This window comes from Ideonella margarita, from assembly GCF_038066635.1.
Lineage (GTDB): Bacteria > Pseudomonadota > Gammaproteobacteria > Burkholderiales > Burkholderiaceae_C > Ideonella > Ideonella margarita.
Genome location: NZ_JBBUTI010000004.1, coordinates 379,980 through 394,456, shown reverse-complemented (window position 1 = coordinate 394,456; position 14,477 = coordinate 379,980). Strand labels below are relative to the sequence as shown.

Below are 14,477 nucleotides of genomic sequence, written 5' to 3'. Positions count from 1 at the left end.
CAAGCATTCTTCAAGGCTCGCTCCCGGATAATCACTTTAGCAACCCCTCAGGAGATTTCGGCATGCTCAAAGGAAAAACTGCATTGGTCACCGGGTCCACCAGCGGCATCGGGCTTGGCATGGCCAAGGCCCTGGCCGCCCAAGGTGCGAACGTGATGCTCAATGGTTTCGGCGACCACCAAGCGGCCATCGCCGAAGTGCAGGCGGCTGCCACCGGTGGCAGCGTGGCCTACCACGGTGCCGACATGAGCAAGGCGGCCGAGATCGAGGACATGGTGCGGGCCTGCGAAGCGCGCTTCGGCCGCATCGACGTGCTCGTCAACAACGCGGGCATCCAGCATGTGGCGCCGGTCGATGAATTCCCGGTCGACAAGTGGGACGCCATCATCGCCATCAACCTGAGCTCGGTGTTCCACGCCACGCGCGCCGCCCTGCCGGGCATGAAGGCCCGCGGCTGGGGCCGCGTGCTGAACATCGCGTCGGTGCACGGCCTGGTGGCCTCGGCCAACAAGAGCGCCTATGTGGCCGCCAAGCACGGCGTGGTGGGCTTCACCAAGACCGCCGCGCTGGAAACCGCCACCACCGGCGTCACCGTGAACGCCATCTGCCCGGGCTGGGTCTTGACCCCGCTGGTGCAGAAGCAGGTGGACGCCCGCGCCGTGGCCGAAGGCGTGAGCGTGGAAGAAGCGCAGCGCCGCCTGCTGGCCGAGAAGGAACCGTCGCTGCAGTTCACCACGCCGGAAGAGCTGGCCGCGCTGGCCGTCTTCCTGTGCTCGCCCGCCGGCAACAACATCCGCGGCACCGCCATCAACATGGATGGCGGCTGGGTGGCGCAGTGATGCTGCGCTGAGCAGCTGAGTTACTTCAGCTGCACGCTGCCACTGACCGTGGTGGTGACGGTACCCTTGCCGGCCTCCACCGGCATGGGCACGCCATCGGCCATCGGGGCTGCGGCCAGCATGGCCTTGGCGCGGAAGCTCGGCTGCACCGATTCCACGCTGGCGTCGCTGTTCACGCTGACCTCGCGCAATTCGAACCCGGCGTAGCCGAACAGCTTGGCTTGGTCAGCGGCCCGTGCGCGAAAACGCGCGATGGCCTGGGCGGTCACGTCGGCTTCGAGCTTCTCGCGGGCCTCGCGTGACAAGCTGTAGCTGATCTGGCCGACCGTCATGCTGCCGAACTTGCCGCTGAGCTGGCTGATGGCGGCCATGTCGCGTCCTTCCACCAGCAATTCACCACGGCCTTGCCAGCCGGTGATCGTGCCCTTCTGCCCGTACCGCGGCGACACGCTCATGCCGTTGGTCTGCAACTCCACCTGGCCCGGCTTTGCCACCTTGCGGGCCTCCGCCAGTGCAGCGTCCAGGGCCTGCTTCAGCTGGCTTTGAACGGCCACCGGATCAGCGCCCTCGCGCGTGACTTGCAACTGCAGGCGCATCCAGTCTTGCGGCGCCTCTTGTGTGGCGGTGGCACTGAGTTGCAGCACGCCTTGCGGCACTACCTCAGCCGCGGTGGCGGCAGTGCCTGCAAAACCGGCCAACCCGAAGATCAGCGCAGAGCCAGCGCGGCGGCGAAGGGAAGAGTTCATGCGTGTGGCGTTGGTTGAGATCATGTGAAGAGAACGTCGCAGAGCGGATTCCGGCTGACAACCCCAAAGCGTGAATTCTGGGGGCAACAGATGTAACAGCGGGTCATTTTTCGAGCGCAAGTCCTTGTCCGGCCTTCACAATCCGTTGCTGTTACAAATTCAGGATCCGCCATGAACGCACCCGCCTCTGCCCGGCAAGACCGCATCGTCGTCGTTGACGATGACGCCCGTATCCGGGACTTGCTGCGTCGCTACCTGACGCAGGAAGGCTTCGATGTGCTGCTGGCTGAAGATGCCAAGGCGCTGAACCGCCTGCTGACGCGTGAAACGATCGACCTGATCGTGCTCGACCTGATGCTGCCCGGTGAAGACGGCCTGTCGATCTGCCGGCGCCTGCGCGCCGCCGGTGACACCACGCCCATCATCATGCTGACGGCCAAGGTCGAAGACGTCGACCGCATCGTCGGTCTGGAAGTGGGCGCCGACGATTACCTGCCCAAGCCGTTCAACCCGCGTGAACTGCTGGCCCGCATCCATGCCGTGCTGCGCCGCCGCCCGACGCAGGAAGCGCCTGGCGCCCCGGCCAAGGACGCACAGATCGTCAGCTTCGGCCCGTTCGAGTTTGATCTGTCGCTGCGCCGCCTGACCAAGGAAGGCGAGCAGATCACGCTGACCACCGGCGAGTTCTCGATGCTCAAGGCCCTGGTGCGCCACCCGCGCCAGCCGCTCAGCCGCGACAAGCTGGCCCAGCTGGCCCGTGGCCGTGAGTTCGAGCCCTTCGACCGCAGCCTGGACGTCCAGATTTCCCGCCTGCGCAAGATGCTGGAGCCGGATCCGGGCAACCCGCGCTACATTCAAACCGTCTGGGGTGTGGGCTACGTGTTTGTGCCCAGCGAAGCCGCCTGATCTTCCTGATTTCCTGCTGTACCCACCCCACGCATGGCTGCAAAAAAGCTGGCGGCCGTGAAGGCCCCGCCCCTGTCGCTCAATTTGTTCTGGCGCACCTTCGTGCTGCTGGCCATCTTGCTGGCAGGGGGCATCACCGCCTGGGTCATCACCCTGCGGCAACTCGAGTTCGAGCCGCGCGCCGTGCAAGCCGCCCAGCAGATCGCCAGCCTGGTGAACCTGTCGCGGGCCGCGCTGCGCTACTCCGACGGCATCAACCGCATCGCCGTGGTCAAGACCATGAGCGAGCAGGAAGCCGTGCGGGTGCTGCCGCGCGAGCCGGGCGACCAGTGGGAGCCCTTCGCCACTGACCGCTTCACGCGCCTCGTCACCAACGACCTGCGCAACCGCCTGGGTGAAGAAACACTGGTGGCCCGCAGCGTGAACGGCGTGCCGGCCCTGTGGGTGGGCTTCAACATCGGCCCTGACCCGTACTGGATGCAGGCTGAATATGCCCGGCTGCAAACCCTCACGCCGGGCACCTGGTTCGTGTGGGTGGGTGTGGCGCTCTTGGCCACCTTGCTGGGCTCGGCAGCGGTGGCGCGGCTCATCAACAAGCCGCTGAAGAACCTGTCGTTCGCCGCCAGCCGCATCCGCGAAGGTGAGTTTGATTCGCGACTGGACGAAACCACGATCACCAGCGAGATCCGCGCGGTGAACATCGGCTTCAACCGCATGGCCCGCGAGCTGGCCAAGGTGGAAGAAGAACGCGCCGTGATGCTGGCCGGCATCTCGCATGACCTGCGCACGCCGCTGGCCCGACTGCGACTGGAAGCCGAGATCAGCGTGAGCGACGACGAGGCCCGGCGCAACATGGCGATGGACATCGACCAGCTCGACGCCATCATCGACAAGTTCATGGATTACGCCCGCCCGGACGACACCCGCACGGTGCAGGTCGACGCGACCGCAGTGGTCGAGCGCGAAGCGGCGTCATTCCGCGACACCACGCAAATCCGCTTCAGCATCAAGCTGCCGCCGCATCTGATCGTGATGGGCGACGACACCGAACTGGGCCGCGTGTTCGCCAACCTGTTCGAGAACGCGCGCCGCTACGGCCGCAGCATCGAAACCGGCGTGGCGCGGGTCAGCATCAGCCATGTGGTGGCCGCCGATTCGGTGATCATCACCGTGCGTGACCACGGCCCCGGTGTGGCGCCCGAAAAGCTCGGTCAGCTCACCACGCCGTTTTTCCGTGGTGATGCGGCCCGCACGGCCGCCACCGGCGCCGGCCTGGGCCTGGCCATCGTGAAGAAGGCGCTGCAGCGCATTGATGCCGGGCTGGAGCTGGCGAATGCCCGCGACGGCGGGCTCATCGCGCACATCCGCTTGAAGCGCGGCTGATCAGCGCTTCAAGCCGGCCAGGTCAGCCTGCTGCCAGCAGGCACACCGCCCGCGTCTCGATCGATCGGCCCTCGCCCACCGGCCCCATCTTCTCGGCCGTCTTGGCCTTCACGTTGACGCGGCTGGGCTCGATGCCCAGGGCCTCGGCCACACGCAGCACCATGGCCGGAATGTGCGGCGCCATCTTCGGCGCCTGGGCCACGATGGTGCTGTCGACATTCACCACCAACCAGCCGGCGGCGCGCACGCGCTTGGCCGCTTCCTGCAGCAGCACGAAGGAGTCAGCGCCCTTGAACTCGACCGCGGTGTCGGGGAAGTGGCGGCCGATGTCGCCCAGGCCCGCACCACCCAGGATGGCGTCGGTGATGGCGTGCAGCAAGGCATCGGCGTCAGAGTGGCCGAGCAGGCCGTGGGTGTGCGGGATGGTGATGCCGCCCAGCACCAGCGGACGGCCGGTGACCAGCGCATGCGTGTCCCAGCCTTCGCCCACGCGCAGCGCGGGCAAGGCGGCCGCCGGGGAAGCGGTGGTGTTGCCAGTTTGATCGGGCAGGTTCATTCGTCACGCTCCATGCGCTGTGCGATGCGCCAGAGCACGCCGCTCGGGTCGGTCATCGTCATGTCGATCAGGCCCCAGGGCCGCTCTTGCGGGGCTTCCAGCTTGACGCCGTAGCGTGCCGCCACACCGGCCTTCTGCAGGTGGGCCCAGAACAGGCCGAGGTCATCGACCGTCAGGTGCATCATGAAGTTGTTGGCGTGCTGCGGCTGGTAGAAATCCTGCAGCAGGAAGGCGGTCTGGCCAAGGCGGTAGCCGGCGATGTCACCGTGCGCAAACTCCTGGACGAAGCCGATGTCGCTGTAGAACTGCTGCGACTGCGCGAAGTCTTTCGAGGGCACAAACGCGCGCACCTCGGCGCCGCGACGGGCCGTGGCCAGCATGCGCTCGGCCATCTGGAAGTCACCCGGGAAGGTCACCTTGAAGTTCTCGAACTCACCGCGCACCAGCTTGGGCTGGTGGCCCAGGGCTTCGATGGCGCTGGCTTCGTCGGTCACGTTGTCGCCGGCAAAGGCCAGCGCCGGAGCCAGCATGCCCAGGCGGAACATCTGCGGCGTCTGCGCGGCCCATTTGCCCGAGCGGTCGACGGTGGCGCTGACACGGCCGTCCGTCTCGCCCTTCAGCGTGTCGGCCAGCGGCAGGGCCAGCAGGCCGCCCACTTCGTCGTCGGCGCAGGCGTCGATCAGGCGGTCTACCCAGGCCGGGCGCAGCAGGCAGCGGGCGGCGTCGTGCACCAGCACCCAGTCATGGGGCTGGGCGCCACGGTTGCGCAACTCGGCGAGGCCATTGGCCACGGTTTCAGCGCGGGTGGCGCCGCCGACCTTGGCGCACCACAGGGTGTCGCCTTCCAGGCCGGGCAGCTCATCGGCGAATTGCTCGTCATCGGGGGCCAGCACCACCAGCGTGGCGGTGATGCGCGGCACGCGCGACAGCGCCGCCAGGGTATGCGCCACCAGCGGACGACCGGCCACCGGCTCGTACTGCTTGGGGTTGAAACTGCCTGCGCGGCTGCCCGTGCCGGCACACGGCACGAGCGCAAAACAACGGGGTTCGGCCCCGACGGTGTAGGTGGTCATTGCTCCGATTCTAAAATCGCCAGCTGTTGAACGCCCCCGAGCAAGTGCTCCGGGGCGTGTTGTCGTTTTGACTCCACTGCCCACGCTCATGCAACTGCCTGCCATCGCCCCCGGCAAACGCTTTACCCTGCCCCGCCCCATCGGCTCGGCCGACGCACTGCTGATTGCCCGCCACGCCCAGGCCCGACTGGCTCAGGGGCAGTGGCTGGCCATCATCACCGCCGACCCCGGCGACGCCACCCGCCTGGCCGATGAGCTGCCCTTCTTCGCCCCGGGCCTGCGCGTGGCCGTGTTCCCCGATTGGGAAACCCTGCCCTACGACAACTTCAGCCCGCACCAGGACTTGATCTCCGAGCGGCTGGCCACGCTCTGGCGCATCCACCAGGGCGAGGTCGACGTGGTGCTGATGCCCGCCACCACCGCCCTCACCCGGCTGGCGCCGCCGTCCTTTCTGGCCGGCACCACGTTCCAGTTCAAGCAGAAGAGCCGGCTCGATGAAGCCGCGCTGAAAAGCCAGCTCACCCTGGCCGGCTACACGCACGTCAGCCAGGTGGTGTCGCCGGGTGAATATGCCGTGCGCGGCGGCCTGATCGACCTCTTCCCGATGGGCTCGCTGGTGCCGTACCGCGTCGACCTGTTCGACGACGAGATCGACACCATCCGCACCTTCGACCCCGACAGCCAGCGCAGCCTGTACCCCGTGCCTTCGGTGCAACTGCTGCCGGGCCGCGAGTTTCCGATGGACGACGCGGCGCGCACGCTGTTCCGCCAGAACTGGCGCGCCAAACTCGACGGTGATCCGACCCGCTCACGCATCTACAAGGACCTGGGCAACGGCATCGCCACGGCCGGCATCGAGTACTACCTGCCGCTGTTCTTCGAGCAGACCGCCACCATCTTCGATTACCTCGGCGAGCGTGCCGGGCTGGTGCTGCACGGCGACATCGACGCCACCCTGCAGCGCTTCGCCGCCGACACCCGCGAGCGCCACCGCTTCCTGCAGCACGACCCGGACCGGCCCATCCTGCCGCCCGACGAGATCTACCTGAAGACCGACGAGTTCTTCATCCGCGCCAGCAACCTGGCCACCCTGGTGCTGCGCGGCAACGAGAGCGTGGACTGGGCCCGCCCGCTGCCCGACATCTCCGCCGACCGCGGCAGCACCGAGCCGCTGGCCGCGCTGGAAAAGCACCTGCGCACCACGCCGCACCGCGTGCTGCTGGTGGCGGAAAGCGACGGCCGGCGCGAGAGCCTGCTGGAGATGCTGCGCGACCACAAGATCGAGGTGCCGAGCGTGGCCACGCTGGCCGAGTTCGAGACGGGTACCGAGCGCGTGGCGATCACCGCGGCACCACTGTCGGCCGGCTTCTTCTGGCATGAGCCGGACGCGAAGATCAGCCTGCAGTTCCTGACCGAGACCGAGCTGTTCGCCAGCGCGCCCAGCACCCGCCGGCGCAACCGCAAGCAAGAGCAGATCAGCAACGTCGATGCGCTGATCAAGGACCTTTCAGAGCTGAAGGTAGGCGACCCCGTGGTGCATGCCGCGCACGGCATCGGCCGCTACCAGGGCCTGCTGCACATCGACCTGGGCGACGGCCCGAGCGAGTTCCTGCACCTGCAGTACGCCGATGCGGCCACGCTGTATGTGCCAGTGAGCCAGCTGCACCTGATCAGCCGCTACACCGGCGTGAGCGCCGACGAGGCACCACTGCACAAGCTGGGCTCCGGCCAGTGGGACAAGGCACGCCGCAAGGCCGCCGAACAGGTGCGCGACACCGCCGCCGAGCTGCTCAACCTGTATGCGCTGCGCGCCGCCCGCGAAGGCATGGCACACCGCTACTCGGCCCATGACTACGAAGCCTTTGCAGCCAGCTTCGGCTTCGAGGAAACCGCCGACCAGCGCGCGGCCATCCACGCCGTCATCCAGGACATGGTCAGCCCCAAGCCGATGGACCGGCTGGTGTGCGGCGACGTGGGTTTTGGCAAGACCGAGGTGGCCTTGCGCGCCGCGTTTGTCTCGGTGATCGGCGGCAAGCAGGTGGCCCTGCTGGCGCCCACCACGCTGCTGGCCGAGCAGCATTACCAGACCATCGTCGACCGCTTCGGCAAGTGGCCGGTGAAGGTGGCCGAGCTCAGCCGCTTCCGCACCGCCAAGGAAATCAAGGCCGCGCTGGAAGGCATCGCCAACGGCACCATCGACATCGTGGTGGGCACGCACAAGTTGCTGAGCAAGGACGTGCAGTTCAAGCGCCTGGGCCTGCTGGTGATCGACGAGGAACACCGTTTCGGCGTGCGCCACAAGGAAGCCATCAAGGCCATGCGCGCCGAGGTGGATGTGCTGACACTCACCGCCACGCCGATCCCGCGCACGCTGGGCATGGCACTGGAGGGCCTGCGTGACCTGAGCGTGATCGCCACCGCGCCGCAACGACGCCTGGCCATCAAGACCTTCGTGCGCAATGAAGGCAAGAGCGTCATCCGCGAAGCCGTGCTGCGAGAGCTCAAGCGCGGCGGCCAGTGCTATTTCCTGCACAACGAGGTCGAGACGATCGAGAACCGCCGCCAGGCGCTGCAGGAGCTGGTGCCGGAGGCGCGCATCGCCGTGGCCCACGGCCAGATGCCCGAGCGCGAGCTGGAACGCGTGATGCGCGACTTCACCGCCCAGCGCTTCAACGTGCTGCTGTGCTCGACCATCATCGAGACCGGCATTGACGTGCCAAGCGCCAACACCATCATCATGGCCCGCGCCGACAAGTTCGGCCTGGCCCAGCTGCACCAGCTGCGGGGCCGCGTGGGCCGCAGCCACCACCAGGCCTACGCCTACCTGCTGGTGCCCGATGTGGAAGGCCTGACCAAGCAGGCCGCGCAGCGGCTGGAGGCCATCCAGGAGATGGAAGAGCTGGGCTCCGGCTTCTACCTGGCGATGCACGACCTGGAAATTCGCGGCGCCGGCGAGGTGCTGGGCGACCACCAGAGCGGCAACATGATGGAGGTGGGTTTCCAGCTCTACAACGAGATGCTGAGCGAAGCCGTGCGGGCGCTGAAGAACGGCGAGGAGCCCGACCTGCTGAGCCCGAACTCGGCCGTGTTCGGCGCCACCACCGAGATCAACCTGCACAGCCCGGCGCTGCTGCCCGACGCCTACTGCGGCGACGTGCACACGCGCCTGAACCTGTACAAGCGCCTGGCCAGTGCCGACCGGCCCGAGACCCTCGACACCTTGCTGGAAGAGGTGACCGACCGCTTCGGCAAGCTGCCGGCGCAGGGCCAGACGCTCTTCGACACGCACCGCCTGCGCATCCAGGCCAAGGGCTACGGCGTGATGAAGATCGATGCCAATCCGAAGGTCATGAGCATCACCTTCAAGCCCAATCCGCCGGTGGATGCCATGCGCATCATCGAGCTGGTGCAGAAGAACCGGGTGATCAAGCTGGCGGGCAACGACAAGCTGCGCATCGAGCGCGAGATTGCCGACCCGCGTGAGCGTGCGCAGTATGTGCGCGACGTGCTGCGTTCGCTGGGGCAGCCGGGCGTGAAGTCAAAGGTCAGCTGAGGCGCCGCCCACCACCGGCAGCCGCACCCGAACCCGGGTGCCGCTGTCGGGCGCGGTGTCGAGCAGCACGCTGCCACCGTGCAGTGCCACCACCTCGCGCACGATGCACAGACCCAGGCCGAACCCCGGCTTGGCGCCTGAGGCATCGGCCCGGTAGAAGCGCTCGAAGGCGCGCGCACATTCGGCCATCGACATGCCGATGCCCTGGTCCGCCACTTCCAGCACCGCCTCGCTGGCGCCACCAGGCGTGGCCTCCACGCGAAGGCTCACCTGCACCGGGGTGCCGGGCTCTGAAAACGCCCAGGCATTGGCCACCAGGTGGCGCAGCATCAAGCCGACCTGCGAGGTGCAGCACATCACCGGCACCGGCGGTTCAGGCAACTCGAACACCACGGCGTCGCGGCCAGCGGGCGGCTTCAGCCGATCGGTCGATGCCTGCAGCAACGCGGTCAGGTCGTGCACCTGCTGCGCGCCGGGCACGCGGCCCATGGTTTCCAGCTCGGCCAGGTCGAGCATGTTGCGCAGCAGCGCATTCAGCTCCTGCGCCTTGTCGATGACCATCTGGTGCATCTGCACTCGCGCGTTCACGTCCATGTCCACGCGGCGCGCCAGCAACTGCGAATAGCCCAGGATGGAGGTCAGCGGCGTGCGGATCTCATGGGCGGCGTTGGCGATGAACTGGCTCTTGCTCTGCTCCAGGCGTACGGCCTGGGTCACATCGACCACCAGGAACACGCACTGCACGGCCTGGCCCACCACCTGGGAATGCGAGATTTCAAGCACCCGGATCTGCTCGTCCTGCAGGCCCATCGACACGCGCACCGGGCCCACCGAGGCGATGGCCGGGTCCGCCATCAGGTGGCGCAGCACATTGGCTGATTCCGGGCCTGACTGGCTGGCCACGCGATCGGCAAAGGCCGGCCGGGTCAGCGCCCGCAGCACCTCCAGCTCGCACATCAGCAGATTGGCCAGTGCCTCGTTGGCGAACACCACCTTGTCGTCGGCACCAAAGGCCAGAAAGCCTGCGGGTGTCGCCCGCAGCACCAGCTTGAGCTGCTCGGACTGCTGCTGGTAACCCATCACGGTGTCTTCCAGCAGCATCAGGCTCTGGTCGAGCTCGCGGGTCTTGTGGTCAAGCTCGGCGTCCAGCACTTCGCGCTGGCCGGTGTTCACCGCCACCGCGGCCGTCAACAAGGTGGTCAGCAGCAAGCCCAGCGCCGCCACCAGCGCCTCGCGCATCGAGGCATTGCCGGGCCAGAAGCCGGGCTCGGACAAGACCTCCAGCTGCCAGTGCCGGTCACCGAGCAGGAAGTCGAAGCGTTCGGTCAGCTCGGCCGCCTGGCCCCAGCCGTTGGGCAAGGCCGGCCGCGCGCGGAAGGTGGGCAGCCAGCTGGAAGGTGCGCTCACCGGCTTGCGCACGGTGTCATGCAAGACACGGGCAGGCTCGGTGGGGGTGACGTCAGACAAGCGGAATCGCACGCCCGCCAGGATGCCGTCGGCGCCTGGCTCCAGCAGGCCGCCAGGGTCGGGCCAGCTTTCATGGGCCGAGCGCATGGCCTCCGTCACGCTCAATCGGCCCCACAGCCGCTGGTCGCCGTGCTGCCCGACCGGGCTCACCAGCACGGTGTAGCCCTCCGGCCCGGCGATGGGCACGGTGGCCAGCATCTCGGCGCGAGGCGCCATCACGTTGAAGCTGTCGGCGATGGCGGCAGGCACTGGCGGCAGCGGCATGCCACTGGCGGCTGACTCGGCGCCAGACGACCAATGCAGCTGCACCAGCGCCGGCACCTGCATGCGCGTGAGTGACCAGACACGGTCGCGCGTGGCCTGGTCCGCCGGTGATTCAGACACGGCCTGCAGCAGTTGCAGGTGATGCTGCACGCGTGCGAGCCCGTCCTGCAACTCCTGGCTGATGTCGAGGGCGTGGGCGCGGAAGCGGGTCTGCACACGCTCGGTATCCCACTGCAGGGCCCAGGCCACCGCAACCGTGGTCAAGGCCAGTCCGACCACCGCCGTGCCGAGCACGCGCCAGCGCCGGCCGTGGCGCCAAGGCAGCGGCAAGAGCACCAGCAACACCAGCGGCGTCACCAGCATCATCATCAGGAACGCACCACCCAAGCCCGACAGCCACCAGGCGGGCCAGGCCGACACGGGCAGCCCTTCACCCAGGGCGGCCGCAGGCAAGCCCAGGGTGGTGAAACCGGCACTGCCCAGCGCTGCCACACCGGCCAGCGCCCGCCATTCAGCCAAGCCCAGAAAGCGCGACGGCAGCCGCACGCGGCGGGCCAGCAGCCGCGCCGTGAGCCCGGCGATCCAGCTGGTACCAGCCGCTGATCCCAGTGGCCAGGCCAGCGCCCACAGCCAGGCCCAGGCGGGGGCCGGCGTCTCCGGCCCGACGGCCGCCGCAGCCCAGAACGCCAGGGTAGCCTCGCCCAGCAGAACGCCCACAAACACGGCCAACCATGCCGGCCGGCCCCAGGTGATGACGCACGCCACGGCCAGGCCCAGCGTCGGCGTCATGTGCAGCACCGCGCCCCAGGCCCCGGCCTGCAACGCCGCAGACAGCCAGACCGCCAGGGCACACAGCGCCGCCACCGCGGCCAGTGCCAGGCCGGCCCTCAAGCGCTCACGCCACGACGGCGGCGCCTCCTGGCTGTCGCCATCAGGCGCCGCCTCGTCAGGCAGCTCCATGCGGAAGGGGCCGAACTCTTCGATCATCGTCTGCTCATCGGCGTCCGGGTCAGGCCGCCGCCAGCGCCGGCGGCTCTGCGGTGGTCCCATCGCGCCGCAGCCAGACCGTGAAGGTGGAACCCACCCCCAGCTCGCTGCTCACGTCAATGCGCCCGCCCATGCGCTCCACCAGCTCCTTCACGATGACCAGGCCCAGGCCGGTGCCCACGATGGGGCCTTGCGGATCAGCCCGGAAGAAGTGCGTGAAGAGTTGATTGACGTGCTCCGGGCTGATGCCCAGACCACTGTCGCGCACTCGCACCGCGCACCAGCCGGCCGGCACGGCGTCCGACGTGCTGTCGATGACCAGCGCCACATCGCCGCCAGCGGGCGAATACTTCACCGCGTTCGACAGCAGGTTGATCAGCACCTGCTCCAGCCTCGCGCCGTGGCCGTGCACCTGCAGCAGCTCGTCGTCGCTGGTCTGGGTCAGGACGCGCTTGTCGCCGGGCAGGCGCATCAGCTTCATCGCCCGGTTGGCGACCTCACCGATGCTGACCGGCCCCAGCGGCATGGCTGCCGGGCCTTGTGCCTCCAGCTTGCTCAGCTCCAGCAGATCACCCAGCAAGGTGTTCAGGCGGATGGCCTGGCGGTGCACCGTGTCCAGCATCTCCCGGGCTTGTTCACGCGGGTAGTCGCGCACCAGCAGCAACTCGGCAAAGCCGCGGATGCTGCCCATCGGCGCACGCATTTCATGGGCGGCATTGGCCAAGAAGCGGGTCTTCATGCGGCTGAGTTCCAGCTCGCTGGTCACGTCGCGGAAGAACAGCAGTGCCTCGCCACTGGCCAGCTCGGCGGAAGCCGCGTTCACCTCGACCAGGCGGCGCACGGGCCGGTGCAGCTCCAGCAGGCAGCGGTCACCCGGCTCAGGCAAGGCCGGTGCCGCTTCAGGCTTCACGCACTGGGCCTGGATGTGCGCCCACAGCGCTGGCAGGGCCTGGCCCATGCTGTCGGCGGCGCGCAAGCCTGTGAGTGCCTCCAGCGCCGGGCTGAACACATGCACCCGGCCGTTGGCATGCACACCCAGCGTGCCGATGGGCAAGTGGCGGAACACCCGGTCCAGCTCGGCCACCCGGGCGCGTTCGGCCTGGCGGGACTCCACCATGGCCGTCACGTCACGCTGCATACCCACGTAATGCGTGACCGTGCCGGTGAGCGGCTCGGTCATCGGCACCAGGTCCAGGCGGTTCCAGAACATCTCGCCGCACTTGCGAAAGTTCTTCACCTCGACGGTGATGGCCTCGCGCGCCAGCAGTGCGCGGCGCAGGGCCGTCAGGCCCGGCTGGTCGGTTTCATCGTTCTGCAGGAAGGCGCACGACCGCCCGATGGCCTCTTCCGCGGTGTAGCCCGTGGTTTCCTGGAAGCCGGCGTTCACGTAGACGATCGGCATCTTGGGCAAGGTGGCGTCGCAGATGACCACACTCACCAGCGCGTCGTTCAGGGCGGTTTCCTTGATCATGCGCAGGCGGGTGTCGGCGTAGCGGCGGGTGATGTTCACCAGCTCGCCGTGAATCACCACCGCCTCGATCGCGCCCTGCACCACCGACACGGTGTGGCGGTGCAGGCGCACCTCGAACCAGGCGATGCAGCCATCGGCCAGCAGCAGCGGCCACTCATGCCGCGACGCCGAGAGTCGCCCCTGCAGCAGGGGCAGCAGTTGTTCATCGCAAGTGCTGCGCGCCGATGGCGAGCACAGTGCGCTCAGGCGTTCGCCCGCCATGTCAGAGGTCGACACGCCAAACACAGGGTCCCAGGGGCCATTGACGGTCGTCAACCGGCCCCCCGAGTTCATCTCGAAACTCAAGCTGGCGGCAGCCGCAGGTCGCGGCCGTCGTGCGCGGCTGTCTGCGCGGGTGTCTGCACGGGTATCACCAGGCGCCCGCATGGCCTGCCAGACGATCAGGCTCTGGCTGTGGTTGGCCGGCTTGGCGCCTGTCAGCCCACCCGGGCGGCACTGCACTCGCCAGGTCTGTTCATGGCCCGACCTGTCGGGCAGCGAGGCTTGCAGGTCGCCCAGCACTTCCGCGTGGGTCAGGGCCAGCAGCTGCAACACGCTCCAGGGGCTCAGGCCTGCCCGCAGCCATGTCGATGGCCCGGTCGGGTCTTCCAGGGTCAGGCCCAGGGCCGCCTCGAACGCCGCATCGGCGAACTGGAGCGTGACCATGCCGTCGTCGCGCCGGACATGCAGCAACGCGCTCATCATCGGCCCGGTGGGGGCCTCTTCAGGCAGTGCGGTGCCGTGCTCATCCACTGCAACGTCAGTGCATCGCAGCAGCAGCATGCCGCCATGCATGGTGTGAATCCAGATGCTGACCCACGAGCGGGCGGGCTGGCCGGCAGCCAGGCTGGATGGCGCGCGGGCGCGGTGGAAAGCCCCGCGAGCCACATGGCCCAGCAGCAGGTGCCGGTCATCCTCGGGCATGTGGGCCATCGCGACCAGCAAGGTGGCTGGCACCTCGGACGGCGCGCTGGCCCCCAGTGCGGCCAGTGCAGAGGCACTGGCGTATCGCAGCTCGCCAGTGCTGGCGCAGATGGCCAATCGAACGTCGGTCGCAGCCCGGGTCTCCGCCTCAAGGGCAGACAGGAACGTGGCGTCCCCGAGGGGCAAGGCGATCATGGGTTGGAAACTCCGGGCACAGCAGAGGGCTGACTGGTTATCGACCACCCGTCAGGCATGTTGAGAGTGTGTCC

At 68.0% G+C, this 14,477-nt stretch carries 9 protein-coding genes; 4 read left to right on the top strand and 5 right to left on the bottom strand.

The window, feature by feature from the left end:
- Nucleotides 1-62: 62 nt before the first annotated feature.
- Complete coding sequence (locus AACH00_RS07185; protein ID WP_341398396.1) at nucleotides 63-839, top strand: 3-hydroxybutyrate dehydrogenase; 777 nt, start codon at nucleotides 63-65, stop codon at nucleotides 837-839.
- A 20-nt stretch (nucleotides 840-859) separates the two neighbouring features.
- On the opposite strand, the gene AACH00_RS07180 is transcribed toward AACH00_RS07185, so the two are convergent.
- Entirely contained in the window at nucleotides 860-1,585 is a 726-nt protein-coding gene (locus AACH00_RS07180; protein ID WP_341398395.1) for an SIMPL domain-containing protein, read from the bottom strand.
- Between the two features lie 171 nt (nucleotides 1,586-1,756).
- Between AACH00_RS07180 and ompR the strand changes: the two genes are divergently transcribed.
- Entirely contained in the window at nucleotides 1,757-2,491 is a 735-nt protein-coding gene (gene ompR / locus AACH00_RS07175) for an osmolarity response regulator transcription factor OmpR (protein ID WP_341398394.1), read from the top strand.
- Nucleotides 2,492-2,524: 33 nt separating this feature from the next.
- Nucleotides 2,525-3,874, top strand: coding sequence for a sensor histidine kinase (locus tag AACH00_RS07170; protein ID WP_341398393.1), 1,350 nt, complete (start codon nucleotides 2,525-2,527; stop codon nucleotides 3,872-3,874).
- Nucleotides 3,875-3,896: 22 nt separating this feature from the next.
- Here AACH00_RS07170 and ispF read toward each other — a convergent pair whose 3' ends face one another.
- Together ispF and ispD are read right to left on the bottom strand one after the other, a co-directional pair.
- On the bottom strand, nucleotides 3,897-4,430 hold the full coding sequence (gene ispF, locus AACH00_RS07165; protein ID WP_341398392.1) for a 2-C-methyl-D-erythritol 2,4-cyclodiphosphate synthase: 534 nt from the start codon (nucleotides 4,428-4,430) through the stop codon (nucleotides 3,897-3,899).
- Nucleotides 4,427-5,503, bottom strand: coding sequence for a 2-C-methyl-D-erythritol 4-phosphate cytidylyltransferase (gene ispD / locus AACH00_RS07155; protein WP_423221905.1), 1,077 nt, complete (start codon nucleotides 5,501-5,503; stop codon nucleotides 4,427-4,429). The genes ispF and ispD overlap by 4 nt, the downstream gene beginning before the upstream one ends.
- 88 nt (nucleotides 5,504-5,591) lie before the next feature.
- On the opposite strand from ispD, the gene mfd reads away from it, so the two are divergent.
- Nucleotides 5,592-9,056, top strand: coding sequence for a transcription-repair coupling factor (gene mfd / locus AACH00_RS07150; RefSeq protein ID WP_341398391.1), 3,465 nt, complete (start codon nucleotides 5,592-5,594; stop codon nucleotides 9,054-9,056).
- Here mfd and AACH00_RS07145 read toward each other — a convergent pair.
- Both AACH00_RS07145 and AACH00_RS07140 read right to left on the bottom strand, forming a co-directional pair.
- Entirely contained in the window at nucleotides 9,042-11,837 is a 2,796-nt protein-coding gene (locus AACH00_RS07145; RefSeq protein WP_341398390.1) for a sensor histidine kinase, read from the bottom strand. The two genes, mfd and AACH00_RS07145, sit on opposite strands and share 15 nt — an antisense overlap.
- The gene (locus AACH00_RS07140) at nucleotides 11,797-14,403 is read right to left on the bottom strand and encodes a sensor histidine kinase (RefSeq protein WP_341398389.1); all 2,607 of its coding nucleotides are present in this window, start codon (nucleotides 14,401-14,403) and stop codon (nucleotides 11,797-11,799) included. The genes AACH00_RS07145 and AACH00_RS07140 overlap by 41 nt, the downstream gene beginning before the upstream one ends.
- Nucleotides 14,404-14,477: the final 74 nt, after the last annotated feature.